General features: G+C 67.6%; 28 protein-coding genes, 1 tRNA gene and 1 pseudogene. 10 read left to right on the top strand and 20 right to left on the bottom strand.

Annotation, left to right across the window (positions count from 1 at the left end):
- Positions 1–7: 7 nt before the first annotated feature.
- Both ACESMO_RS01305 and ACESMO_RS01300 read right to left on the bottom strand, forming a co-directional pair.
- On the bottom strand, positions 8–211 hold the full coding sequence (locus ACESMO_RS01305) for a hypothetical protein (RefSeq protein WP_372706371.1): 204 nt from the start codon (positions 209–211) through the stop codon (positions 8–10).
- A pseudogene (locus ACESMO_RS01300) lies at positions 195–671 on the bottom strand (cupin domain-containing protein). Before ACESMO_RS01300 ends, ACESMO_RS01305 begins: the two are co-directional and overlap by 17 nt.
- Before the next feature lie 49 nt (positions 672–720).
- Between ACESMO_RS01300 and dapE the strand changes: the two are divergent.
- Positions 721–1899: a succinyl-diaminopimelate desuccinylase gene (dapE, locus tag ACESMO_RS01295; RefSeq protein ID WP_372706370.1), complete on the top strand. Its 1179-nt coding sequence runs from the start codon at positions 721–723 to the stop codon at positions 1897–1899.
- Here dapE and ACESMO_RS01290 read toward each other — a convergent pair.
- Together ACESMO_RS01290 and ACESMO_RS01285 are read right to left on the bottom strand one after the other, a co-directional pair.
- The gene (locus ACESMO_RS01290; protein ID WP_372706369.1) at positions 1896–2033 is read right to left on the bottom strand and encodes a hypothetical protein; all 138 of its coding nucleotides are present in this window, start codon (positions 2031–2033) and stop codon (positions 1896–1898) included. The genes dapE and ACESMO_RS01290 overlap by 4 nt on opposite strands.
- Positions 2034–2102: 69 nt before the next feature.
- Positions 2103–3425, bottom strand: a complete 1323-nt coding sequence (locus tag ACESMO_RS01285; protein ID WP_372706368.1) for an amidohydrolase — start codon at positions 3423–3425, stop codon at positions 2103–2105.
- Positions 3426–3507: 82 nt separating this feature from the next.
- On the opposite strand from ACESMO_RS01285, the gene ACESMO_RS01280 reads away from it, so the two are divergent.
- From ACESMO_RS01280 to ACESMO_RS01270, 3 genes are all read left to right on the top strand, one after another.
- A complete protein-coding gene (locus tag ACESMO_RS01280; RefSeq protein WP_372706367.1) occupies positions 3508–3858 on the top strand; it encodes a hypothetical protein in 351 nt (116 codons plus the stop codon).
- Between the two features lie 77 nt (positions 3859–3935).
- Positions 3936–5234, top strand: coding sequence for an MFS transporter (locus ACESMO_RS01275; protein ID WP_372706366.1), 1299 nt, complete (start codon positions 3936–3938; stop codon positions 5232–5234).
- A gap of 45 nt (positions 5235–5279) precedes the next feature.
- The gene (locus tag ACESMO_RS01270; protein ID WP_372706365.1) at positions 5280–5711 is read left to right on the top strand and encodes an SRPBCC domain-containing protein; all 432 of its coding nucleotides are present in this window, start codon (positions 5280–5282) and stop codon (positions 5709–5711) included.
- An 81-nt stretch (positions 5712–5792) separates the two neighbouring features.
- Here the strand turns inward: ACESMO_RS01270 and ACESMO_RS01265 are convergent, their stop codons facing one another.
- The 9 genes from ACESMO_RS01265 to ACESMO_RS01225 form a co-directional block, all read right to left on the bottom strand.
- Positions 5793–6785, bottom strand: coding sequence for a type II secretion system F family protein (locus tag ACESMO_RS01265; RefSeq protein ID WP_372706364.1), 993 nt, complete (start codon positions 6783–6785; stop codon positions 5793–5795).
- 12 nt (positions 6786–6797) lie between these two features.
- Positions 6798–7775, bottom strand: coding sequence for a type II secretion system F family protein (locus ACESMO_RS01260; protein ID WP_372706363.1), 978 nt, complete (start codon positions 7773–7775; stop codon positions 6798–6800).
- A 5-nt stretch (positions 7776–7780) separates the two neighbouring features.
- Complete coding sequence (locus tag ACESMO_RS01255; RefSeq protein ID WP_372706383.1) at positions 7781–9253, bottom strand: CpaF family protein; 1473 nt, start codon at positions 9251–9253, stop codon at positions 7781–7783.
- A 143-nt stretch (positions 9254–9396) separates the two neighbouring features.
- A complete protein-coding gene (locus ACESMO_RS01250) occupies positions 9397–10863 on the bottom strand; it encodes a CpaE family protein (protein WP_372706382.1) in 1467 nt (488 codons plus the stop codon).
- Positions 10864–11062: 199 nt separating this feature from the next.
- Positions 11063–11719, bottom strand: a complete 657-nt coding sequence (locus tag ACESMO_RS01245) for a CpaD family pilus assembly protein (RefSeq protein WP_372706362.1) — start codon at positions 11717–11719, stop codon at positions 11063–11065.
- Between the two features lie 11 nt (positions 11720–11730).
- Positions 11731–13146 carry a type II and III secretion system protein family protein gene (locus tag ACESMO_RS01240; RefSeq protein WP_372706361.1) on the bottom strand — a complete coding sequence of 472 codons (1416 nt, stop codon included), beginning with the start codon at positions 13144–13146 and terminating at the stop codon, positions 11731–11733.
- Positions 13143–14060: a Flp pilus assembly protein CpaB gene (cpaB, locus tag ACESMO_RS01235; RefSeq protein ID WP_372706360.1), complete on the bottom strand. Its 918-nt coding sequence runs from the start codon at positions 14058–14060 to the stop codon at positions 13143–13145. Before cpaB ends, ACESMO_RS01240 begins: the two co-directional genes overlap by 4 nt.
- 111 nt (positions 14061–14171) lie before the next feature.
- The gene (locus ACESMO_RS01230) at positions 14172–14684 is read right to left on the bottom strand and encodes a prepilin peptidase (protein WP_372706359.1); all 513 of its coding nucleotides are present in this window, start codon (positions 14682–14684) and stop codon (positions 14172–14174) included.
- Between the two features lie 111 nt (positions 14685–14795).
- Complete coding sequence (locus tag ACESMO_RS01225; RefSeq protein ID WP_372706358.1) at positions 14796–14966, bottom strand: Flp family type IVb pilin; 171 nt, start codon at positions 14964–14966, stop codon at positions 14796–14798.
- 299 nt (positions 14967–15265) lie between these two features.
- Here ACESMO_RS01225 and ACESMO_RS01220 point away from each other — a divergent pair, with 299 nt between their 5' ends.
- Complete coding sequence (locus ACESMO_RS01220; protein WP_372706357.1) at positions 15266–15685, top strand: pilus assembly protein N-terminal domain-containing protein; 420 nt, start codon at positions 15266–15268, stop codon at positions 15683–15685.
- Positions 15686–15745: 60 nt separating this feature from the next.
- Positions 15746–16084: a TadE/TadG family type IV pilus assembly protein gene (locus ACESMO_RS01215; protein ID WP_372706356.1), complete on the top strand. Its 339-nt coding sequence runs from the start codon at positions 15746–15748 to the stop codon at positions 16082–16084.
- On the opposite strand, the gene ACESMO_RS01210 is transcribed toward ACESMO_RS01215, so the two are convergent.
- From ACESMO_RS01210 to ACESMO_RS01195, 4 genes are read right to left on the bottom strand one after another with little or no spacing between them, the layout of a single operon-like run.
- Complete coding sequence (locus tag ACESMO_RS01210) at positions 16081–17331, bottom strand: anthranilate synthase component I family protein (RefSeq protein WP_372706355.1); 1251 nt, start codon at positions 17329–17331, stop codon at positions 16081–16083. The genes ACESMO_RS01215 and ACESMO_RS01210 overlap by 4 nt on opposite strands.
- 50 nt (positions 17332–17381) lie before the next feature.
- Complete coding sequence (locus tag ACESMO_RS01205) at positions 17382–18158, bottom strand: tyrosine-protein phosphatase (protein ID WP_372706354.1); 777 nt, start codon at positions 18156–18158, stop codon at positions 17382–17384.
- Positions 18159–18201: 43 nt separating this feature from the next.
- Positions 18202–18504 (bottom strand): winged helix-turn-helix domain-containing protein, encoded by a 303-nt coding sequence (locus ACESMO_RS01200; RefSeq protein WP_372706353.1) that lies wholly within the window; start codon positions 18502–18504, stop codon positions 18202–18204.
- Positions 18505–18506: 2 nt separating this feature from the next.
- Positions 18507–19130 (bottom strand): hypothetical protein, encoded by a 624-nt coding sequence (locus tag ACESMO_RS01195; protein WP_372706352.1) that lies wholly within the window; start codon positions 19128–19130, stop codon positions 18507–18509.
- A gap of 269 nt (positions 19131–19399) precedes the next feature.
- Here ACESMO_RS01195 and ACESMO_RS01190 point away from each other — a divergent pair, with 269 nt between their 5' ends.
- Positions 19400–20149 (top strand): cyclopropane-fatty-acyl-phospholipid synthase family protein, encoded by a 750-nt coding sequence (locus tag ACESMO_RS01190; RefSeq protein ID WP_372706351.1) that lies wholly within the window; start codon positions 19400–19402, stop codon positions 20147–20149.
- A gap of 109 nt (positions 20150–20258) precedes the next feature.
- On the opposite strand, the gene ACESMO_RS01185 is transcribed toward ACESMO_RS01190, so the two are convergent.
- The 3 genes from ACESMO_RS01185 to tsaD are packed head-to-tail and all read right to left on the bottom strand — an operon-like array spanning position 20259 to position 22791.
- Positions 20259–20639 carry a Rieske (2Fe-2S) protein gene (locus ACESMO_RS01185; protein WP_372706381.1) on the bottom strand — a complete coding sequence of 127 codons (381 nt, stop codon included), beginning with the start codon at positions 20637–20639 and terminating at the stop codon, positions 20259–20261.
- A gap of 19 nt (positions 20640–20658) precedes the next feature.
- Positions 20659–21657 carry an NAD(P)H-dependent glycerol-3-phosphate dehydrogenase gene (locus tag ACESMO_RS01180; protein ID WP_372706350.1) on the bottom strand — a complete coding sequence of 333 codons (999 nt, stop codon included), beginning with the start codon at positions 21655–21657 and terminating at the stop codon, positions 20659–20661.
- Between the two features lie 9 nt (positions 21658–21666).
- Positions 21667–22791 (bottom strand): tRNA (adenosine(37)-N6)-threonylcarbamoyltransferase complex transferase subunit TsaD, encoded by a 1125-nt coding sequence (tsaD, locus tag ACESMO_RS01175; protein WP_372706349.1) that lies wholly within the window; start codon positions 22789–22791, stop codon positions 21667–21669.
- A 42-nt stretch (positions 22792–22833) separates the two neighbouring features.
- Between tsaD and hemC the strand changes: the two genes are divergently transcribed.
- The 3 genes from hemC to ACESMO_RS01160 all read left to right on the top strand — a co-directional run bounded on the left by hemC (position 22834) and on the right by ACESMO_RS01160 (position 24614).
- Positions 22834–23784, top strand: coding sequence for a hydroxymethylbilane synthase (gene hemC, locus ACESMO_RS01170; protein ID WP_372706348.1), 951 nt, complete (start codon positions 22834–22836; stop codon positions 23782–23784).
- A 1-nt stretch (position 23785) separates the two neighbouring features.
- Entirely contained in the window at positions 23786–24499 is a 714-nt protein-coding gene (locus ACESMO_RS01165) for a uroporphyrinogen-III synthase (protein WP_372706347.1), read from the top strand.
- 39 nt (positions 24500–24538) lie between these two features.
- Positions 24539–24614 (top strand) — tRNA-Thr (locus tag ACESMO_RS01160).
- Position 24615 lies beyond the last annotated feature (1 nt).

The raw sequence follows: 24615 nt of genomic DNA, 5'->3' as shown, positions 1-24615 counted from the left end.
GGCTGGCCTAGGCTATCGGGTGGTCTCGCCGCGCGATCTCATAGACCTGCCACAGCAGGGCCGAGGACTGGATCTGGATCGCCAGCACCGCCGCGATTCGGCCCAGCCATAGCAGACGGAAATCGCGGAATCGCCACGGATCGGTCGCGTGCGCCGCCGCCTCTGCCACCGCCGGGATGATCGGCTCGGGTGCTTCAGGCGCGTCGGTCATGCTTGGCGTACGGCGTTCCGTCTCGGTGGAAATAGCGGTCCGCGCCCTGCGGCAAGACCATGTCGATATCGGGGTAGTCACAGGCGTCCGTCGTCGGCGAGCGCGTCCCGACCTCCAGCAGAACCGCCTCGCCATCGGACCGGTTGTCCAGCTTGTGACCATTGGCCACGCCGGCCTTGAAGCCCGCGCAGTCCCCCGCGCGCAGCACGGTTTCGCCGTCGTTCTCGACCAGCACGACCTCGCTGGACAGGACCCAGACGAACTCGTCTTAGTTGGCGTGCCAGTGGCGGTGGCTGGACCACGCGCCAGACGGAAGCCGTCGCATGTTGACCCCGAACTGGCTCAGGCCCGCCGCATCGCCAAGCCGCCGGCGGCACCGGTCCAGGCACGGCCCGGCGTGTTCGTCCGGATAGCTTGTGCCGTGGTCGGCGGAGGCCGTGGCGATGTCGATCTTCGGCATGGACGTCGGCCCTTCTCGCCGTCGCGCTTAGCCCGTAAAGCACAGGTCCATGAGCGACGCATCACATCCGGTTATCGATCCTGTCGAACTGACTCGCGACCTGATCCGTCGTCCCTCGGTCACGCCCGCCGACGAGGGGGCGATGGACGTGCTGGAACGCGCCTTGACGGCGTTGGGCTTCCACTGTCGCCGGATGCCGTTCGAGAATATCGAGAACCTGTACGCCCGACGCGGGGCCACCTCGCCCAACCTCTGCTTCGCGGGGCACACCGATGTGGTGCCGACCGGCTCGGCCGCCGCCTGGTCATCGGGGCCGTTCGAGGCCGAGGTCAAGGACGGCGTCCTGTACGGTCGCGGCGCGGTGGACATGAAGGGCGGCATCGCGGCGTGGGTGGCGGCCGTTTCGCGCGTGCTGGCCCAATATAGCGAGGATGGCGGCGAGGTTCCCGGCTCCCTGTCCTTCCTGATCACCGGCGACGAGGAAGGCCCGGCCCTTCACGGCACCAAGCGGGTAGTCGAGGCCCTGATGGCCGAGGGCGAGGTCATCGACGCCTGCGTGGTCGGCGAGCCGTCGTCACAACAAGCCTTGGGCGACATGATCAAGATTGGCCGACGCGGCTCGCTGAACAGCTGGATCACGGTCCACGGCAAACAGGGCCACGTCGCCTATCCTGACCGCGCGGCCAATCCGGCCCCGGTGATGGCGAAACTGCTGGCGAGGCTGGCGGACCACCGTCTGGACGACGGCTATGAGGCGTTTCAGCCGTCGAACCTTGAGATCACCACCATCGACATCGGCAATGCGGCGACCAACCTCATCCCGGCCGAGGCGAAGGCGCGGCTGAACATCCGCTTTAATCCCAGCCATACCGGCGACGACCTGATCGCATGGCTGAACAGCATGGCGGGCGAGGCCCAAGCCGCCTCCGGCCTACGGATTGAGCTCGAGCATCTGTGCTCGGGCGACGCCTTCCTGACCGAGACCGGGCCCTTCGTGACGGCCGTGCAGGACGCGGTCGAAGCCGCGACGGGACGCCGTCCGGCCGCGTCGACCACCGGTGGCACCTCGGACGCGCGCTTCATCCGCGCGATGTGTCCGGTGCTGGAACTGGGTCTGGTCGGCCAGACCATGCATCAGATCGACGAGCGGGCACCGGTGGCCGAGATCGAGGCCCTGACCGAGGTGTATCGCCACGTCATCACCACGGTCTTCGCGCGCGCGACCTAGAGCAACAGGTCGAGGCCCAGCATGGCGCTGCCGAACATGGCGGCGAAGGCGACGCAGAAGAAGAAGACGTCGCGCACGGGCACGCCTCGGCGGAGTTCCCGCATCGGCGGCATCTGAACCGGCAAGTCCCGCATGGCGACCTCCTGCGACAGAGTGAATGATGCGCGCCAACCCTTACCCGGAAGTAAACGACCGGGGTCGCCTCAGTCGGCAGGGCGCTCCAGGAATCTCAGCGCCGTCAGGACATGGGCCTTGACCCCGACCGGCAACACGGCCTCGTTAACGTCGAACGCCGGGGAATGGTTCGGCGGCGAGGTGGCCGGATCGACGCCCTCCGCGCTGGCGCCCAGGTGGTAGAAGACGCCCGGCACGACCTGCGACAGATAGCTGAAATCCTCGGCAATGGTCGTGGGCGGCGCGGCCGCGTTGACCTTGCCCTCTCCCGCCGCCTCTTCCAGCACCGGGGCCAGCCAGGCGGACAGGACCTCGTCGTTATAAACCAGCGCCGCGTTCTGGCGGACCGAGAAGTCGGCGGTCGCGCCATAGGCCGCAGCCACGTGATCGATGGCCGCCTCGGCCCGCTTCACCAGATCGTCGCGCTGCGCGATGTCGAAGGTGCGCAGGGTGCCGGACATCGTCGCCCGATCGGGAATGATGTTGTGGCGCACGCCCGCGTCCAGGGTGGCGATGGTGAAGACCGTCGGCGTCGTGGTCGGATCGATGGTCCGCGCCGTCAGGGTGTTGAGCGTCTGGATCACCTGTCCCGCTACCGCGATGACGTCCACGCCCTTCCACGGCCAGGCGCCGTGGGTCTGACGCCCGTTCAGGACGATGTCGACGCGGTCGGCGGCCGCCATAAAGCCCTTCGGCCGGTACCACAGCGTGCCGGGCAAGCCCGGTACGACGTGCAGGCCGAAGATGGCGTCCGGCTTGGGATCGGCCAGCGCCCCCTCCTCGATCATCAGGGCCGCCCCGCCCTTGGGCTCGCCTGGAGGCGCGCCTTCCTCGGCAGGCTGGAAGATGAAGACTACCGTGCCGGAAATCTGCGCCCTCATGCCCGCCAGAACCTCTGCGGCACCCATCAGCATGGCGACGTGGGCGTCATGCCCACACGCGTGGGCCACAGGCACCGAATTGCCCATATAGGTCCCGGTCGCGGTTGAGGCGAAGGGCAGGCCCGTCGCCTCCAGCACCGGCAGCGCGTCCATATCGGCCCGCAACGCCACGGTGCGGCCGGGTCGTCCGCCCCTGAGAATACCCACGACGCCGGTCTTGCCGACCTGGGTGCGAACCTCCAGCCCCAGCGCGCGCAGATGCTCGGCCACGATGGCGGCGGTGCGGGTTTCGGCAAAGCCCAGTTCGGGGTGGGCGTGGAAATCACGCCGCCACGCGATCACGCGCGGCATCTGCGCCTCGACCGCCCGCTCGACCGCGCCCCGCGCGACGGGGACGGACTGAGCCTGCGCCAGACCCGCGGACAGCAAAAGCGCGGCGACTGAAACCATCAACAGGTCACGGACGGTCATCGAAATCCCCTCGATTGCGTCATCCACCGTGCGCGGAACGGCGGCACTTGCGCAAGGGGCGCCGAACGGCGATCTGAACGGCATGGCCATTAAGACCGCGAAGACCCAGTGGCGCGACGTGGTTCTGGTCTGCCGAAAATGCTCGAAGAAGCTGGACGGGGGCTTCGGACCGGACGGCGACAAGTCGCTGAAGAAGGCGCTGCGAAAATATCTGAAGGCCGGCAAGGGCAAGAAAGGCGAACTTGCGGTCAAGGAGACCGATTGTTTCGACATCTGTCCCAAGAACGCCGTGGTGGCCGTCAACGTCGCCCGGCCCAAGGCGCTGCTGATCTTCCCGGCGGGCGCGGACCTGTTCGAGGTCAAGGCGCGCCTCGGCCTCGACGACGACCGGCGGCTGAAGCCGTCGCTGAAGGTCGTGGGCGACGACGCTTGAGTCCATCTCGCGGAAAGCGAGGCGATCGGTCTGGCCCCATGGGTGACGCGGGCCGTCGCCGGGGTTAGGAGGGGATCGTGAACCTTCGCTCGCCCGCCTTCGCGATCCTGTTTTCGGTCAGCCTGATCGCGGCGGCCGGTAATATGGCGCTGCAGTCCGTCCTGCCGGCGATCGGCCGCGAGTTCCGCCTGTCCGACACTCTGGTGGCCGGAGCGTTCGCCGTGTCGGCGCTGTTCTGGACCATCGCCTCGCCCTACTGGGCGCGCCTGTCCGACACGCTCGGCCGCAAGCGGGTGATCCTGATCGGTCTGTCGGGCTTCGTCGTCTCCATGACCGGCTTTGGCATGGCCGCCACATCGGGCCTGGAGGGCTGGCTCGGAGCCGGCGTCGCCTTCGGCCTGATGGCCGTGGCGCGCACCGTCTACGGCGTGTTCGGCTCGGCCGCCCCCATCGCCTCACAGGCCTATGTCGCCGACCGGACGGTGCCCGCGCAGAGGACGCAGGCCATGTCCCTGCTGGCGTCCGCGCAGGGACTGGGCACGGTGATCGGACCCGCGCTGGCGCCATTCTTCGTCCTGCCGCTGATCGGTCTGGCCGGCCCAATGTACGCCTTCGCCCTGTTCGGGGCGGTGGTGCTGGCCGTGGTCTGGCTGCGCCTGCCCAGCGGCGACGTGATCCGCACGCCCTCGACCGGCGGCCACAGGGCGGCGGGAAAGGGGCTGTGGAAGGACCCGCGCGTGAAGGACTATCTGCTCTACGGCCTACTGATCACCGCTGCCCAGGCCGTGAACATCTCCGTACTGGGCTTCCACATCATCGACGAAATGGGCGCGACGGGCATGATGGCCCGCGAGGCCCCGCCCTTCATCGGCATCGCCATGCTGGCCGGCGCCGCAGCGACCCTGATGGCGCAGTGGGGACTTATCCCACTGCTCAAGCTGCAACCCGCCGACCTGATGCGCTGGGGAGCGGGGCTGGCGCTGGTCGGCAACGTCATGAGCATCGCCTCGCCAGGCTACTACGGCGCGGTGGTCGGCTATGCGGTGCTGTCCATGGGCGTGGGCTTTGCCCGCCCGGGCTTCACGGCCGGGTCATCGCTTGCGGTGAGCGCTGGCGAACAGGGGGCCGTGGCGGGGCTGATGATGTCGCTGGCCGGCCTCAGCTTCCTCGGCCCGCCGGTCATCGGCGTGGCCCTGTACGAATGGTCGGAGCCCGCGCCTTTCGTGGCCAATGCGTTGCTGCTGGTCGCCGCCACGGCGCTCTGCTTCCTCAGCCCCCGGCTCCGCATGGGTCCACCCGACCTGCCGGATCGCGACGAGACCCCCTCGCCGGACACGCCACCCGCCTCGCAGCCCGGCCCCGAGGGCAATCGCTGAAGGCCTGGCCTTCCCTCCGCCGAAAAGCCGTGCCAGATCGGCGCCATGGATATCGCCCGCATTGAAAAGCGTATCGGCGTTCGCGCCCCGACGGACAGGATCTGGGAGGTCATCGCCGACCTGCCCGGCTGGAACCGCTGGAACCCGATCGAAACCACCGTCGAGGGCATCATCGCCTTCGGCGGCGAGATCGCCCTGACCGAAACCATCGACGGCCTGCCCGAGCGCCGGGTGGTGGCGCGCGTCGGCGACTGGCAGCCCTATGCCCAACTGGTCTGGGCCGAAAAACGCGGGCTGTGGTTCAACGTGGTCCGCTATTTCGAGATCGAACAGCTGGAGCCGGGCAGCTGCATCGCGGCCAACGGCTTCATCTTCTCGGGACTGCGCGGCGAGATGTATTTCGACAAACAGCGCAAGACGCTTCGCCATGCGGTCGACGGGGTGGCCGAGGCCTGGAAGGCCGCCGCCGAAGCCTGATCGATTTTTCGGGCGCTCGGCGCAAGGATCGAGATCGCTAAACGCGCCCGAATTTCCGTAGTCGCTCGCCACGAACAGGCGTCAGCCGCCGCCTGCGGCCATCGTGTCCTGGATGCTGATGATCGCGGGCGTAAGGATTACGATGAACAGCACCGGCAGGAAGAACAGGATCATCGGCACGGTCAGTTTGGCCGGAAGGGCCGCGGCCTTCTTCTCGGCCGCCGACATGCGCATCTCGCGGTTTTCCTTGGCCATGGTGCGCAGGGCGGAGCCCAGTGGCGTGCCGTAGGTCTCGGCCTGCGTCATGGCCGTGGCGACCGACCTGACGCCCGGATGATTGGTCCGTTTGGCCAGGCCTTCATAGGCCATGCGCCGGTCCAGCAGATAGCTGAGCTCGGCCGACAACAGGGTCATCTCCTCGGCCAGGTCGATGGACGAACCGCCGATCTCAAGGCTGACCTTCTGGATAGCCGCCTCGATGGACATGCCCGCCTCGACGCAGATCAGCAGCAGGTCCAGAGCGTCCGGAAACGCCTGCATGATCGACAGCCGTCGCTTTGAAATGCTGTTGGCGAGGAAAATGTTGGGCGCATAAAAACCGATCACAGCCGCGAACATCACCGCCGTCACCCGCGTTATCGGCGGGAGGCCGAAATCGTTGAAGACGAACAGGTAGAAGGCCGCGACCGCCAGGAAGAGGAACGGCATGGAGAAGCGGAAAAAGTAGAAGGTCGTCAGCGGCTTGGGTCCGCGATAGCCCGCCTGGGCCATCTTGTCGGCGATCTTTGGGTCTTCCAGCATCTTGGACAGGTTCAGCCGCTTGACGACGCGCTTCTTGAAGCCGTCGTCGGTGTGCCGCAAACCAGCCGAGCCCGAGCCGCTTTCGGCGATCGCCTGACGCGACCGGCGCTTCAGCTCCTCGCGGCGGACGGCGACGGCCTTTAACCGTGTATCCAGCTTGGCACCCCCGCTGAACGACCCGGCGAGGGTGATCAACGTCGCGAACACCAGGACGCCGACCCCGAGGCTGAGCAGGTTCTGGAGGTTGGTGACGAAGGCGATGAACTGTCCCATGATCCCCAGCCCCTAGAACTTGAACGCAATCATCTTCTTCATCACGAAGATGCCCAGCGCCATCATGCTGCCGGCGACCAGCAGCATGAACTGCCCTCGCGGATCGGTGAAGAGACTGGCCATGTAGGCTGGGGTCGTCAGGCTGACCAAAATCATCACGGCGGGCGGCAGCGAGCCGATGATGCCGGCGGACGCCGTGGCTTCCGACGACAGGGCCTTGATCTTCTCGCCCATCATCTTGCGGGCGCGCAGCACGGTCGAAAGGTTGGCGAGCGCCTCGGCCAGGTTGCCGCCGGTCTTCTGCTGGATGCCGATGACGATGGAGAAAAATTTCAGCTCCGGCGTCGGCATGCGCTCGTACATCTTGTCCAGCGCCTGCTGCAGCGTCAGGCCGACGCCCAGCCCCTCGACCAGGGTCTGGAACTCCGGGCCCAGCGGCGCGGGGCTCTCGCGGGCGATGATCTTGAAACAGTCGTGCACCGGCAGGCCCGACTTGATGCCGCGCACGATGACGTCGACGGCATCGGCGAAATAGCTGGAAAACTTCTTCATGCGCCGCTTGCCCAGGAAGCCCACGACCCAGCGCGGCAGGCCCAGGCCGAAGACGATGGCGGCACCCACGCCGATCAGCGGGGTCAGGCCGAACAGCATCGGCAGCAGCAGGGCGAGCACGCCCAGAACGGCGCTGATGATCCAGAAGGTCTTGACGCTGGTCTTCAGCCCGGCCTGTTTCAGCTTGGCCGTCAGGCTCAGCCGCGCCTTGCGCTCGGCCCGCTCGGACTCCTGCAGCTGCTGCATGATCTGCTTGCGGCGCGCCTCGGGCGTGTTGGCGACGGCGGCCTTCCTGGCGGCGGCGATGTTTTGCTTGGGACCCCCGAAGCTTCGCGCGCGCTTGAGGGCCTGATCGCTGGAGTCGCCGCCGCCGACGACGGCCCAGCCCAGTCCACCGATGGTGATGAAGGCCAGAACGGCGGCGAGAATGGGAAGCATCCGCCCTACTCCGCCGCGTCCAGGGCCTCGGCCAGCTCGCGCTCCAGGCCGTAGTAGCGGGCGCGGTCCCAGAAGCGGGGACGGGCGATGCCGGTCGAGCGGTGACGGCCGACGATCTTGCCGTTCTCGTCCTCGCCAGTGATCTCGTAGACGAACAGGTCCTGGGTTACGATCACGTCGCCTTCCAAGCCGACAACCTCGGTGATGTGAGTGATGCGGCGCGAGCCGTCGCGCAGGCGCGCGGCCTGGATGATGACGTCGACCGAGCCAACGATCATCTCGCGGATGGTCTTGGACGGCAGGCCGTAGCCGCCCATGGTGATCATCGACTCCATCCGGCTGATGGCCTCGCGCGGGCTATTGGCATGCAGCGTGCCCATCGAGCCGTCGTGGCCGGTGTTCATGGCCTGCAGCAGATCGAAGGCCTCGGGACCACGGACCTCACCGACGATGATCCGCTCGGGGCGCATCCGCAGGCAGTTCTTCACCAGGTCGCGCATGGTGATCATGCCCTGGCCCTCGAGGTTGGGAGGCCTGGTCTCGAGGCGCACCACGTGCGGCTGTTGCAGTTGCAGTTCCGCCGCGTCCTCGCAGGTAATGACACGTTCGGTCGGGTCGATGAAGGCCGTCAGGGTGTTCAGCAGGGTGGTCTTGCCCGAACCCGTGCCGCCCGAGATGACCAGATTGCATCGCGAGGCACCGATGACGCCCAGGACGCGCGCGCCCTCGGGACTGATGGAGGAATACTCCACCAGATTCTTCATCGTCAGCTTGTCTTTCTTGAACTTCCGGATCGTCAGCGTCGGGCCGTCGATAGCCAGCGGCGGGGCGATGACGTTGACGCGGCTGCCGTCGGGCAGGCGGGCGTCGCAGATCGGGCTGCTTTCATCCACGCGGCGTCCGACCTGGCTCACGATCCGCTGACAGATGTTCATCAGCTGGGCGTTGTCGCGGAAATGGACGTTGGTCAGCTGAACCTTGCCGTTTACCTCGATGAAGACCCGACCCGCGCCGTTGACCATGATGTCGGCGATGTCGTCGCGGGCCAGCAGCGGCTCAAGAGGGCCATAACCGAGGACGTCGTTGACGATGTCCTGGACCAGATGCTCCTGCTCGGCCACCGACATGGAGACGTTCTTGATCGCCACCAGTTCGGCGACGATGTCGCGGATCTCTTCCGCCGCCGCCTTGGGGTCCAGACCGGCCAGCTGGGCCAGGTCAATGGTGTTCATCAGGGCATTGAAGATCGTCGTCTTGGTGGCGTGGTAATAGTCCGACTGTTCGCGGACGATCTCGGCGACGGCCTGGGCCTTCTTCAGCTGTTCGAAGCCGGGCGTGGCCTTGGGGCCCGGAGCGTTCTTCGGCTGCACCGGCTTGGCTTCAGGCCTCGCCCGGGACGCCAGCGCATCCAGCCGGTCGGCGGCCTCTGACGCGGGCTTGGCGGAATAGGATTCAGCTTGGTGGTCGCTTCTTTCCATCTCGGCGACGTCACCGCCGGTCGAGAAGGCCTGGGTCTTCACGCCCTGTTCGGGCTGTGGCGCAGGCGCAGGCGCGGGCGTCGGCGCCGGCCCGGAGCCGGGGCGCTGGTGTCGGGCTGACCTGTGCGCTTGCCGAACACGCGTCAGGTCTTCCTCTTGAACAGGCCGGAGAACATGGACTTGCCGTCGGCTTTGCCCTTGGGCCCCGCCAGCAAGGGCATCTCGCGACGCGAAACGATCTGGGCCAGCGTCTGGAAGGCTTCCGCCGCCTTGGACTTGGCGGCGGCGTCGAGGACCATCTGGCCGTTGTTGGCGGCGAGACCGAAGACCTTGGGATCGAACGGAATAATCAGGCTGGGGTGGACGCCCAGCGCATTGCCGAACTCATTGACCGGGATTTCCGGCCGTCCGGGAACGCCGACCTGATTGAGCACCAGTCGCGGCGGGGCGTCGTTCGGGCGGCCCTGACGGATCAGGTCCATCATGTTCTTGGCGTTGCGCAGCGAGGCCAGGTCGGGCGTCGCCACCACCACCACCTCGTCGGCCGCGATCAGGGTGCGGCGCATCCAGCCGGACCAGAGGTGCGGCAGGTCCAGGACCACGAAGGGCGCCGTCGATCGGATCTGGGTGGTGACCTCCTCAAAGGCCTCCGGCGTGATGTCCCAATCGACGTCCAGCGTCGCCGGCGCGGCGAACAGGCTAAGCTTGTCCGTGCAGCGAACCATCATCCTGTCCAGCAGGGTCGCGTCGAGGCGGTCCGGCTGGGTCAGGGCGTCGGCCACGCCGTTCAGCGGGTCCTGGTTGAAATCCAGCCCGGCGGTGCCGAACGGCAGGTCGTAGTCGACGATGACGGTGTTGACACCGATCCGCTCGCTCATCGCGTACGCGGTGTTGTGCGCGACCGAGCTGGACCCCGTGCCTCCCCGTGCACCGACGAAGGCGATGGAGCGACCCACGAAAGGCTGGGCCGGATCGGCGAACAGGCCGCCGATGGCCGAGATGAGTTGCAGCGGCTGGAGCGGGGCGACCAGATACTCGCTGACGCCGCGCCGCATCAGCTCGCGGAACAGCAGGATATCGTTGGTGGCACCGACGACCACTACCTTGGTGCCCGCGTCGCAGACCTCGGCCAGTTGATCGACCTCCCAGAGCAGGGTCTGGGGGTCTTTCATGCATTCGACAATGATCAGGGGCGGCGTCGGCTCGTGCTGATAGGCCTCGACTGCGGCGGCGACGCCGCCGATGCGGATCTGGGTGGTCGCACGCGACAGGCGGCGATCCTGACCGGCGCGCTCGGCCGCGGCCAGGGTGTCCTGACGCTCGGCGAAGACGTGAATGGCGATACGCGGCACCGAAACCGCAGCCGCATGCCCGCCAGGCACCGGAGCGGAGAAGGCCGCGGACGCGCCGGCGATCAGATCGCCGACAGGGTTGAAGTCAGACTCGGGGACGGGTTGAAGCGCGTTGAGGGGCACGGCCGGGGGCGTCGCGACGGGCGCGGTCGCGAAGACGGTTGGTGGCGCTGGCACTGGCGCGGTGAACAGAAGCGGCGGACGCGCCGCGTCGTCGTCCCCGAAGGGCTCCGGCTGATGGATCTGATCTGCGGCCATCGTCCCGCCCGCCGTCTCGACGCCCATCGCGTGGTCGTCCCCGAAGGGTTCAGGCTGATGAATCTGATCTGCGGCCATCGTCCCGCCCGCCGCATCGACGCCCATCGCGGCACCGGGCGTGATGTAGCCGGCGTCGAGATCAAACTCGTCATCGAACTCGTCGAATGGTCTGGCGGAGAAGGCCTCGGTCATCTGTACGCTATTCCACGGCCTGGGAGATCCGGCCCTTGACCAGCTCTTCCTGCTGCGCCGAGACGGGTTCGCCCTTGCGGTACCGATCGAACACCACAGCCGCGCGCCCGGAGTCCGCCGGGCTGATCGGCCGGTGACCGAGGATGTCGCGAGGGTCGGCGATCTGGGCCGCCATGTTGGCGTTGATTGCGCAACCGAATCCGATCGAACTCTGGTTCGAAGACCGGCTGCCCATGTCCCGCGCTTCCATGGCGCAGTTCGGCACGACGGCGCGCAGGGTCTCGAAACCGGCCAGCACGGGGGCGCGGGGATCAGGGGCGTTGTAGGCGGCGACCATGATCCGCTCGGCCGGAACGCCCGACGCCTGCAGGGCGGCGCGCACGGCATAGGCCTGTTGCGCCGACACAGGGTCGTCGCCCGACGGCGCCTCGACGCGTATCCAGCCCGCGCCGGCGGCAGCATGGCGGCCCGCCAGGTCTCGCAGGGCGGCGTGCTGGGTTGGCGACAGGCCGGCGTCATGAACGGCGAGCGCGATCCGGTCGAGACCGGGTTCGACCTGCAACGTGTAGCGCGACAGCGGCGTCAGGGGCGGCGCCCCCTCCCCGGTGGAGGCGCAGGCCCCCAGGGCGACGGAGGCGGACAGGGCGAGAATCAGGACGCGCATGGCTGGGGACCTCATTCGATCACATAGCCCACGGGGCCGGCCCAGCCCGCGTCGGCGGCGCCGGCGGCGACATTGGGTCGGCCGTAGTGCTGGTTCAGCTGGCCGAACAGCAGGGTCTGGGCGTCATTGGCGACGATCAGACCGTCGGCGGGGGTCTGCATCTGGCCGGGCGAGGTCGGCGAGACGATGTAGGCCTCGACGATGATCACAAGTTCGGTCTCGCCGGACAGATAGTCGCGCGAGCGGAACAGCGCGCCGAGCACGGGCAGGTCGCCGAGGCCGGGCAGCTGGTCGATATTCTGACGGGTGTCTTCGCGCAGCAGGCCGGCGATCATCAGGGAACCGCCCGAGGGCAGCTCCACCGTGTTCGAGGCGCGACGCACGTTAAGCCCCGGAATGACCAGGGCGTCGCCGCCCGTGCCGCCCAGGGTGAAAGCCCCCAGCGTCGTCAGTTCCGATACCTCGGTGGAGAGTTGCAGCGAGATGCGGCCCGGGGACAGAACGATCGGCCGTACGGCCAGCCGCACGCCGAAGGGCTTGAACTCGACGGAAATGTTGGTGCCGCTGTCACTGGATTGGCGACTCACGGGGACAGGAAATTCGCCGCCGGCCAGGAATTCGGCGTTCTCGCCGTTGGCGGTGGTGATGTTCGGCTCGGCGAGGACACGGACCAGTCCGGCGCGCTCGAAGGCCCGCAGGGAGGTGTTCAGGCTGCTGCCGTCGCCGGCGGAGTCCCGATAGTTCAGAATGCCGCCGCCCAGTTGGCTGCCCGACACTGCGAAGGTGGCGGCCTGAACGAGGGACAGGCCGTTGCCGACGCTGGCGAGCACCGCCGTCGCGTCGAGGCCCAGCTGCTTGATGGCCGTGCGCTGCACCTCGACGATGCGGGCCTTGACCATGATCTGGTCCGAGCCGGCGATGGTCATCATGTTGATGACCTTTTCCGGAGAGGCTACGAAGGCGCGGGCGACTTGGCTGGCGCGATCCGCCTCGCCGGGGCTGTAGACGGTGCCGGTCAGGATGATGCTGTCGTTGACCGCCTCGGCGTGGACGTTCACGCCCGGCAGAACCCGGCTCAGGGTGTCCTGAAGAGCCGAGGTGCCGGCGTCGACGCGCACCCGCAGAGATAGGATGGTCCGGCCGGCGGCGTCCAGCACGACCGCGTCGGTCTCGCCCGGCTGCAGGCCGATGATGGTGATCCGGCGCGGCGAGTGCAGCACGGCCTCGGCGACCATGGGATTGGGCACGATCACGTCGCGGGCGTCGGCCGGCAGGTCGACGGCCATGGACGCGCCGCGCGGCAGGCTGATCAGCTGGGACTGCGAGCCCATGGAGACGGTGGCCCGGGTCTGGGCCTGCGCCGACGGGACCGGCGTGGTCGCGACGATCGTAAGGCCGGCCAGGGTGACGGCGATGAAGCGCTTCATTGGGTGACCACCACTTCAGGCGCGCCGCCGCGATAGACGCGCACGGCCGTGGTTTGACGCGGTCCCGCCGACACGCGGCCCGAGGGGCCTCCGGTATCGGCATAGGAGCGCAGGATCAGGCTGAGTTCGCCCTCCGACTTGGCCAGGGCCAGGGCCTCGGCGTCGCGAGGTCCGACCTCCAGGGTCGCTGTGGCACCGATGACGCTCTGTTCGTCGTCGCCCGCGCGGGTCGACTGGTCGACGGCCAGCACCTTGATGTTCTGCATGACGGTCGCCGAGGTGAACTTGGATCGGGTGCCTTCGCTGGAGCCTGTACTGTTCAGGTTGGTCTCGCGGGTCAGGACAACGTCGACCCGGTCGCCCGGCAAGATGAAGCCGCCCGCGGCGGTTTCGACCGAAACCTTGATGGCCATGGCGCGCATCCCGGGCTCGAGATAGGCGGCCATGTAGCCGCTATCTCCCGCGCGCACGATCTTGCGCATGACGATGGGCTCGCCCGCCAGTATAGGTTCGCGCACGACCGAACCGACATAATCGGCCTTGGCTCCGCCGGTGGCCAGATTGGTCGCTGCGCGGGTCACGCTGGCGACCGCGCCCTTGGGCTTGACCTCGGCTTTGCCTGCATCCGCCGCTGCCGTGCCCGGCACGGCGACGGTTCCGTCGGTAATAAAGACCGGATTGACCTCGTCGACCGGCCAGTCCTTCCATTCCATGTCGCCCTCGGCCAGGCGTTGGCCCGGCGTCAGGTCCTTGGCCGCGATCAGAACCTTGGCCATCGGCCGGGCTTCCACCACGGCGGCGGTCGCCACGGCGGTCGGCTCTCCGGAAGGCGATCCCATGGCGCGCACCACCAGAGCCAGTCCGATGGCGGCGACGGCGGCGACGCAGATCACGATGATACGGGCGGGCTTCATCGACAGTCTCCGGCAGGCTGGGCCGAACCCTGAAGCGGTCCTTCTGCCCCCTACCATCAACGACCATGCCGGGTGCGGGTTAACGCGGGCCTAAGTCAGGCGAGATCGGCCCTACGCAGTAATGAAGAGCGCCATCAACGGCGAAGCGGGATAGGCCATCAAGGCTCCGGCCGCTATGGCGACGCCATAGGGAATGTCGCCTTTTGGTTCCATCAGGCGCCCGACCCAGACCGGTGCTACGGCCAGATAAGGTTGGGCGTGCGCCCGCGCGAATATCAGCGCCAGACAGAACAGGCCGCCGATCGCCGCTGTCGCCAACAGGAAAACACTGACGCCGGACAGGCCGAGCCACAGGCATGTCGCGGCCATCAACTTCGCGTCGCCTCCGCCCAGAAACCGCAGGGCGAACAACCCCATCCCGACCAGAAGCGCGACCACGGCGACCCCGACGTGCGTCAGGACCGCGGACATCGGCAGGCCGAGGAGAAGCGCGGCCGGGAAGAACGACAGAATGGCGACCCCCGAAATCCAGTTCGGGATCTTCATTGTGGTCAGGTCCTTCAACGCGGCGGTGATGAGCAGCGCAGGCAGAATGGCCAAGAATATCAGGGTCGCGATGGTCATCGCCGCCGTATAGCTCAGGTGCGTTAAAGTCTGGTTTCGACCTCGAATTGCAAAGAGCCGCGGCGTTTCCGCCGCGGCTCCTGCTCAACGCGCCGATAGAGGTTTAGAGGGCTACGCTGATTGGAGGCCCGCAGTTACCTCACCGAAGGTAGTCTGGAGTTGCCCACCCAAAGTGCTTACAGCCGCAATAATCGCGACGGCGATGAGAGCGGCGATCAGGCCATATTCGATGGCGGTGGCGCCCGAGTCGTCGGACATGAAGTTGGCAAAGAACTTGGTCATTATCTCTGGTCCCTATGCAGTGGTTGTGCGAGCTACTAACGCGGGGGGAGCCGGTAGCCCGCTTGACCCCCAAAACGCATGACCGTTATCGACCAAAGGGGTTAAGACAAAGTCGCCGGTCGTGGTTATTCGAAGATTTACTCTGAAATATTCTACTGCCTGCTCGGAATGACTTTCGCGAGGGTCCGAAAACACGTGTCGTGGCGGTCTCTATGGATCGATTTCAGACTTTGTTGAGGTTTGGCGGGCAGTGTGGCTACCATGCTTCCGCGCGCGCCCGTTCAATGGAAATTGTCGCCATGATCCGTCCTCAAAGTCTTGTCGCCGCCCTGGCCTCCGTCGCCGTACTGTCCATCCCCGCGATCGGGGTGGCGCAGTCCGGCCGCCTGAACGTGCAGATCGACCAGGCCACGCGCGTCCAGCTGCGCGGTCCCGCCGGTTCGGTCATCGTGGGCAATCCGCTGATCGCGGATGTGACGGTGGTGGATGCCAACACGCTCTATATCACCGGCAAGGGCTATGGCGTGACCGAGGTCGTGGCCGTTGATCCGATCGGCCGCACCGTCTTCCAGAGCCAAGTGGTGGTTACCGCCGGCGACGGCGGCGGTCGCGTCCGCGTATGGCGCGGCGCTCAGGCGACCGAAATGGCCTGCGCCTCGTCCTGCTCGCCGTCGCTGCGCGGCACAACCGGCCCCGCGGCGGCCGCTCCCACGCCTTGAGGCTCCGGTGGTTTCCCGCCTACCCCGAACAAGATCGGCCGCACCGCCGCGAGCAATTTCATGCGCGCGCGCGGAGGTTCGGCTGCGGTCGAGTTCGGCATGGTTGCCCTGCCCTTCATCCCGATGGTCTTTTCGACACCGGAACTGGGCATGATCTTCGTGACCGACTCCATGCTTGAGAACGCGACCATCGAGACCGGACGACGGGTTCGCACGGGTCAGGCCAGCGTGATGCTTCGTGCCGATCTTATCGAGAACGGTCAGTCGATCGTGCTCTCCCAAGCGACCTGTGACTATGACTCACCGGTCGACTATCTGATGCCGACGGTGACGCGGTTTTCGCACACCTACTATCTGCGTCCGCGCACCACCGACGCTATCGTCTGCTCGAACTGCTAGAGACCGGTCAGCGCCTCTCTCAGCGCGCGGATCTTGGCGTCGGTCTCGGCCAGCTCCGAGGTGGGATCGCTGTCCGCCACGATGCCCGCCCCCGCCAGCGTCCGGAACGACCAGCACTCTCCGTCCCGCTCGAACGACGCCGTCCGGATCAGGACCGAGGCCGTCATCCGGCCCTGGTCGTCGATGTGGAACAGACTTCCGCACCACGGGCCGCGCGGGGTTTCATGTCCGGCGATCACCCTCATCGCCTGATGCTTGGGCGCGCCCGTGATCGACCCCGGCGGGAAAGTCGCCTCCAGCAATTCGGCGGGACCTAGCCCGTCGCGGGCCAGACCCGCCACGGTCGAGACCAGGTGATGAACCGTCGGATGGCTCTCGATCTCGAACAGGCGCTCGACCACGACCGTTCCGGGCTCGGCCACGCGCGACAGGTCGTTGCGCATCAGGTCCACGATCATCAGGTTTTCCGCCCGGTCCTTGGCGCTCGACTGGAGTTCCTGCGCCAAGGCCGCGTCGCGCGTGGGATCCGGATCGCGCGGTCGCGTCCCCTTGATCGGCCGTGTCTCGATCCGTCGATCGTCGGGATCGAACGTAAGGAACAGCTCCGGCGAGTTGGACACGATCGCCCGGTCGCCCAGCCGCCAGAAGGCGCCATAGGCAGAGGCCCGACCGGCCAGCCTGAGCATGACATCGAACGGGTCCGCGCCGGCCTTCAGACGACCCGACCAGGCGCGCGCGATATTGGCCTGAAACAGCTCACCGGCCGCGATGCGCGCCACGACGTCGGCCACCGCTCGCAGATAAGCGTCCGGGTCTTCCTCGGCGTCGAGAGTGTCCATCGGCGGCGGCGGCGGCACCAAGGCGTCCACGGCCGCACCGAACCAGCCCTCTGCCACGTCGGCGGCCCGCGCCGCCGAGGCGTCGTCAACGCCACGACCCACCACATGGACCGCGCGCCTCACGTGATCGAAGGCCAGCATGGCCGGATAGCGCGCCAACATCAGGTCCGGCCAGACGCGGGGGCGATCCCCGGTCGCGGGCCGCGCCCCCGCGTCATAAGCCAGCAACCCGACCACCCCCGACGCGAACGCGTCTCCGCGCAGCAACTCCGGGCCCTCGTCGTCGAGCGGCCCGACATGGATCAGGTCGGGGTCGGCCGCCACGAACGACCAGCGTCCGTGCGGGCCTCCGTCGGACAGCAGGGCCAGCGCGCCGTCGCGGCGGTTCAGGCCGCGAGCCGCCGACAACGGCTCGATCCACGACCGGAGGCGGACCTGCCTGGCCTGCAAAGGCTCGCTCACGCCGCCAGCCGCGCCGTGATCCGGTCGCGCAAGGCCGCATCGACCCCAAGCGCCTGCTCCAGATAGCCGTCGATGGAGCCGTGACGCGCCGCGATCTCGGCCAGCGCGGTTTCCAGATAGGCGGCCTCGACGCCGAGGAAGGCGACCACCGCGTCTTGCGACGGCAACCTTCCGCTCATGTCCTCAAGCTGGCGCGCGATCGCGGGCGCGCGCCCTTCCAGATCAACCGCCGCATTGGTCAGCAGATAGTCCTCGACCATGTCGTCGCGGCTTACGCCCAACACGTGATGCGTCAGGGCGGCCAGCATGCCGGTCCGGTCCTTGCCTGCCGCGCAGTGAATCAGCACCGGCCCCTCGCCCTCGCCCAGCGCCGTGAAATAGCGGCCGAACAGGTCCAGGTGCGCCGGCTCGAACGGCAGCCTGCGATAGGTGCCGGTCATGAACCTTCGGCCGGAATCGGGCGTCAGGTCGCCGGACTTGAGGAAGGTGATGTGCGGGGCCTCGCCGCCGTCGTCATTCCGACTCTCGATGACCATGCCCGCGAAACCCACCGGGCGCTTCGAGGGCTGGGCGCGTCGCTCGCTGGGTCGGCGCAGGTCAACGACGGTCGCGATCCCCAGGGCGTCGAGCCGCTCGAGATCGGGAGCGGACAGCCGCGCGTGGTGGCCGGACCGGAACAGCCGCCCCACCTTTACCCGCCCAGCGCCGACGGCGTAGTCTCCATAGTCACGGAAATTGTCGAGGGCGTCGAAACGCTGGATGCGACCGGTCATGCCCCCTGTCTAGCCGAGGCGCGGCGGCCCGACCACTGCGTCATCAGCGCGGGCCGACCAGTCCCTGCATGGCGTCCAGATAGGCGACGAAAGCGCGCCTTCCCTCGGCCGTCATCGACGCCTCGGTCAGGGGCTTGCGGCCCTCGAACCGTTTGGTCACGGCGACGAAGCCGGCGTCCTCGAGCTTGCGAAGATGGACCGACAGATTGCCGTCCGTCGTCTGCAGCCGCGCCTTCAGGGTGTTGAAGTCGGCGCTGTCCGCGCTGGACAGGACCGCCATGATTCCCAGCCGGACCCGACCGTGGATGACCTCATCGAGGCGCTTGATGTCGAAATCGTCAGCCACGCTCAGCGCCTTGCTGCACGCATCAGCAGGAAGCCGGGCAGGGCCATCAGCAGGAACAGCGCGGCGGCATAGGCCAGATATTGTGTGGCCGAACCGGTCAACCACGCCAGTGCCGGGCAAGCGGCGAGCGAGGCGACGGCGAGGAGCCACAATGGTCTTGATCGAAGCATTGCCGCCGTTACAGCCCAGCCCAAGCCGTAGAAGGCGAAGATTATGGAGGGGACCAGCCACATCGCTGTGAAATCCTGGTTCGAGCCCATGCGGTAGCTATTGATCATCAGAGCGATGAACAGGGCGAAGATGCCCAAGCCGACCGCAGTCCAGGCGGCGGCGAAGGCCCGGTTGGCGCTCGTCATAACGCCGATCCGACCCCGCATTCTCAAGTTCACGATCGTGAAAACGACGAGGAACAGGACCGTCGCGACGAGCCATCCGACGCCGGTTACGGCCGGGCTCTCCGGTAATCGATCAGTGACCTGCGCCCAGTGGACCAGGCTGGCGGAGCCGTAGATCAGACCGGCGCTCACCAGGATGGATGCCCCCTGCATCGGCGCGTTCGCGCCTTCCTCGGCCAGTCGGCGCATCCAGGCGATGTCGGCGGCGGGATCTTCGATATTCTCAGTCATCGGTGTTGCGTCCTTTCGCAGCCGGCGGTCATCGGTCGATTCTTCGAGCAAGACCGATACCTCCCCCAGACGCTTTGTAATGTAAAGTGCTTCGTTATGGCAATGTCGACGTTATGAAAGGCAGGACGGGCTTTTGTGGATGGGCTCAATGGGATCAGAGCGGTTGTAGCGCGAGATTGTCTGGCAAACGGGCGTACCCCAGTCCGGCTGGATTCTCCGGCGCTTGAATCCGGGCTTGCGGCCCCAACCGCGCCGCGAGACAAGCGTGAATGTCCATGAGTTTTCAGCGCATCGCCTATGAGGCGCTTGAGGTCTGCAACGGCGTGACGATGGCCGCAGTCGAGGCGGCGGTCGCCGCGGCGGGTTTGCCCTCCGGCACCCTGGCGCTCGATATCGGAACGGGTAACGCAGGCGTGGCGATCCGGCTCGCCGAGGCCTTCGGATTTGAGGTCACGGCCGTCGAGCTGGACCCGGTGATGGCCGACTTGGCGCGCGCGCGGATCGCCGCTGCCGGTCGGGATGAGCAGGTGAAATTGGTCGTTGGCAGCGCCGCCGAGGTTTTGGCCCGGACGCCGCCGGTCGAGCTGATCTCGGCCCTGGGCACGACCAACATCACCGGTGGGGGCAGGCCGACGCCGCAGGAGTCGTTCGTTGTGCTGCGCCGCAATCTCAAGCCGGGGGGCTGGCTGCTTTGGGGCGACCTGGTCTGGCTGTCGGAACCGCCCGGACCGCTGCGACAGCTGGTCGAGGCGACCAATCTTTATGCTGACGACGCCGGATGGCGCGCGGCGGCGGAGCGAGCCGGTTTCGAGGTCGTGGAGACCCGACTATCCTCGCAAGAGGTGTTCAACGCCTATGCGCGCGATTCGGTCGGGGCGGTCCGCCATTGGCTGACCGACAATCCCGACGCGCCGGAGGCCCCGCACGTCGCGTTCAACGCCGACCGGGTGCAGGCCTTCTTCGACTTCGGTCGCGGCGTCATGGGCTTCGGCCTCTATCTGATGCGGAACCCCGACTAGAGCGAAATCGGTCTTGAGGGACGCAGTCCATCAAGGCTCGGATTTCGCTCCAGCATGATTCGGGACCATTTTTTGGATTCAGGTCGATTCGACCTTAAGCAAAAGTGGTCTAGGCGGTCCGGATCATTCCCCGCGACGCCTGGACAGGCCAGGACGTCAGCCGCGCGCCGGCGCAGGGGCCGCCGACGCAGGCCCCCGACAGCGGCTCGAACACCGCCCCGTGCCAGCCGCAAAGGACCAGCGCGCCGTCCGGCGTCAGATAACGGTCCAGCTCAATGGCCAACGGAAACCCTTGGTGGGGGCACCGGTCGACCCATCCCGCCACGCGGCCGTCCTTGCGCACCACGAAACCGTGGAAATAGGCCTCGCCGATCTGCAGCACGAAGCCGCGCGAGCCGGGATCGACGATGTCGCCCTCGGCGCACAGGGCGACGCCGGCCGGGGTGGTCCAGACGCGCTTGCGTTCCGATTGGGGAGGGACGTCGGACAGGGGCTGATAGACGGACACGCTAGTGCCGCTCGGCCTTCAACGGACGCGACAGCAGATTGTCAATCACTTCCTCCACCGTGGTCTCGCCGTTCAGCAAGGCCGCGACGGCCAGCGAGATCGGCATCTCCACGTCCATCTTAAGCGACAGTTCGCGCACCGCCGGCGCGCTTTCGTATCCCTCTGCGACCGAGCGTTTTCCGGCCAGCGCCTGTTCCACCGTCTGCCCCTGCCCCAGGGCCAGGCCCAGGCTCATGTTGCGCGATTGCGGGCTGGAGCAGGTCAGGACCAGATCGCCAAGGCCGCACAGGCCCGCGACGGTTTCGGCCTCGCCGCCAAGCGCCACGCCCATCCGGGTCATCTCGGCGAAGCCGCGTGTGATCAGGGCCGCGTGGGCGCTGCGGCCCAGACCGCGGCCCTCGGCCATGCCGCAGGCGATGGCCAGCACGTTCTTGATCGCCCCGCCGACCTCGGCCCCGATCAGGTCTGTGGCCAGATAGGGCCGGAAGCCTGGCGCAGACAGGGTCCACATCAGCTCTTCGCCGAGACGGGCATCGGCGCAGGCCAGGGTGACGGCGCTGGGCAGGCCGCGCGCCACCTCACCGGCGAAACTGGGGCCCGACAGGACCGCAGCGGGCGCGCCCGGCAGGGTTTCGGCCAGCACATCGGTCATCAGCTTCAGCGAGCCGCGCTCGATGCCCTTGGAACACAGGATCACCGGCACGCCCGGCCGATGGTGGGCGGCGAAGGCCGCCAGAGTCGACCGCATGTGCTGGGCGGGCGGCACGGCCAGGATGACGTCGCAACCGGCCAGATCGGCCAGATCGGCCGTGACCGACACCCGCTCGTCCAGCGTCACGCCCGGCAAGAAGGCCTCGTTGACGCGGCGCGCGTGTATGCTCTCGACCACCTCTGGCTCACGCGCCTGGAGCAGGACGTCGAGTCCCGCCCAGCCCGCCACCTGGGCCAGGGCCGTGCCCCAGGCCCCCGCGCCGATCACGCCCGCAGTCTTAAAAATCATGCCGTTTCCTCAAGCCTTGGCACCCTTGCGGCCCGCCTTGTGGGTCGGGTCATCGAGCGCGCTTTTCTCGTCCAGTGGCCAGCGCGGCCGGGCGGCGGCGTCGAGGTCAGAGATCAAACCCTTCTGCAGCCGCTCGGCTCCCGCCAGCGCGATCATCGCAGCATTGTCGGTACAATAGGCCATGGGCGGGGCCAGGAAGGCGAATCCGTTATTTGCCGCCGTAGCTTCCAGCGTGGCCCGCACCGTCCCGTTGGCCGCCACCCCGCCGGCGACCACGAACAGTCGTCCTTTATGGCGCTCGGCATAGGCCTTCATGGCCCGGTCCGAACGCTCGCTGAGCTGTCGCGCGATGGCGGTCTGCACGGCATCGGCCAGATCGGCCCGGTCCTGCGCGGTCTCGCAGGTCTGGGCCAGCCGCGATGCGGCCGTTTTCAGGCCCGAGAAGGAAAAGTCGCAGTCCTTGCGGCCCAGCAGGGCGCGCGGCAGGTCGAAGCGCGCGCCGTTGCCCTGTTTCGCCAGCCGCTCCAGCGCCGGGCCGCCCGGATATCCGAGGTCCAGAGCCTTGGCGATCTTGTCGAAGGCCTCGCCCGCCGCGTCGTCCATGGTCGTGCCCAGCCGCGTCATGTCGCCGATACCGCGCACTTCCAGCAACTGGCAGTGGCCCCCCGACACCAGCAGCAGCAGGAAGGGATAGGCCACCCGCGCGCCCAGCCGCGCCGACACCGCATGGCCCTCGAGATGATTGACCGCCATCAGGGGCAGGTCACGGGCCAGCGCCACCGCCTTGCCGAAACTCAATCCCACCATGACGCCGCCGACCAGACCCGGTCCGGCCGTCGCGGCGACGCCGTCCAATTCATCGTAACCGACCCCGGCTTCAACCATCGCCCGCCGCGTGACGCCGTCGATCATTTCGACGTGGCTGCGCGCGGCGATCTCGGGCACGACGCCACCATAGGCCGCGTGATCGTCAATCTGGCTGTGCACCACCGATGACAGCACCGTCGCCTCGCCATCGGGAGACAGACGTACCACCGAGGCCGCCGTCTCGTCGCAGCTGGTTTCAAGACCCAGCACGGTCAGGGTTCCGGTTGCCCGGCTTTCCGCGCTGCTATAGTTCGCGACGATCGTCATCGGGGCCGAGGTAAAGGCCCCAACCCGGTTCCGCAACGACTCATGACCTTCCCCGTCCGCATCGGCACGCGTCGTTCGAAACTGGCCCTGACCCAGTCGGGCATGATGCAGCGCGCCATCGGCCACGCGCTCGGCGTCGCCACCGCCGACCTGACCGAGGCCGTGCCGCTGGTCGAGATCGTGACCACCGGCGACCGCATCCAGGACCGCCGCCTGCTCGAAGTGGGCGGCAAGGCCCTTTTCACCAAGGAGATTGAGGAGGCGCTGCTGGACGGCCGCGTCGATATCGCCGTCCATTCGATGAAAGATGTCCCCGCCGACCAGCCCCACGGCCTGTGCATCGCCGCTGTCCCGCCGCGCGAGGACGCCCGCGACGCCTTCGTCAGCGCCACTTATGCGGCCTTCGACGACCTGCCCATGGGCGCGCGGCTGGGCACCGCCTCGCTGCGCCGTCAGGCCCAGGCCCTGGCCCTGCGTCCCGACCTGATCGTCGAAATGCTGCGCGGCAACGTCGATACCCGGTTGCAGCGCGCCGCCGACGGCGACTTCGACGCCATCCTGCTGGCCGTGGCCGGCCTCAATCGTCTGGGATTCGCGGACCGTATCGGCGAGCGCCTGTCGCTGGACCAGTTCCTGCCCGCGCCGGGACAGGGCGCGCTGGCCTTGCAGACCCGGATCGGAGACGCCGATGCGGCGTGGGTCGCGGCGCTGAACGACCCGATGACGGCCCTCGCCGTCGCCGCAGAGCGCGGCGCCATGACCGCTCTCGAAGGCTCCTGCCGCACCGCCGTCGGTGCCCATGCCGAGATCGCGCAGGGGCGGTTGCGGCTGACCACCGAAATGCTGGCTCTGGACGGCTCTGCCCGCTGGCGCAGGTCGGGGGAGATCGGCGACGTGAACGCCGCCGATGCTCATGATCAGGCCCGCGACCTGGGCCTTCGCCTCGGCGCCGAGGTCCACGGCCTCGCCGGTGATCAACGGATAAAGCTCTGACATGGCCCGCGTCTGGATCACCCGCGCCGAACCCGGGGCGTCGCAAACCGCCGCCCGCCTCGAGGCTCTGGGACATACGCCGATCGTCGAGCCCGTGCTCGCCGTCCGCGCTTTGGCCGACGTCGTTGCTCTGCCGGTGGACGCGGCGGCGCTGGCCTTCACCAGCCTGAACGGCGTGGCCGTCTTCTCGGTGCTGCTGCGCGATGATTCAGACGTGGCGGAGGCCTTCAAGACCCTGCCCGTCTTCGTCGTCGGCGACGCCACGGCACGGGCCGCTCGCGACGTCGGCTTCGCCCGGGTCGAGTCCGCCGGCGGCGACCTGAACAGTCTCGCCGACCTGATCGCCGCACGCTGGTCGCCGACGCAGGGCACCGTTCTGGCCGTCGGCGCGCGCGAGCCGGCCGGGGACCTGCCCGACATGCTGAAGGGCCGGGCCGAAGTCCGACCCTTCCCCGTCTATGAAGCCCACGCCACCGGAGCCGCCGCGCCGGACGCGTTCGACGTCGTCCTGATCCATTCGCCCCGCGCGGCCGCCGCAGTCGCCATCGGCTCGGGTTTGACGGCCGCAGCCTGCCGGAATCGCGTGGCGGTGGTGATTTCACAAGCCGCCGCGCGACCGCTGGCTTCGCTCGCCTTCGGCTCGGTCCGTGTGGCCGACGCGCCGACCGAGAAGGGGGTGCTGCTGGCGCTTGGCAAGGCTCCCCTCGCCGTATAAAGAACCCGCCTCGCGCCAGACCCGGTTCCGGCGCTGAAAGCCGCTTTAGCTCAGCTGGTAGAGCATCGCATTCGTAATGCGGGGGTCAGGTGTTCGAGTCACCTAAGCGGCACCAT

The organism is Brevundimonas sp. (assembly GCF_041688735.1).
In the GTDB taxonomy this organism is placed as follows: domain Bacteria; phylum Pseudomonadota; class Alphaproteobacteria; order Caulobacterales; family Caulobacteraceae; genus Brevundimonas.
Note: the sequence above shows the minus strand (reverse complement) of the source record. Positions and strands in the feature narration are given on the sequence as shown.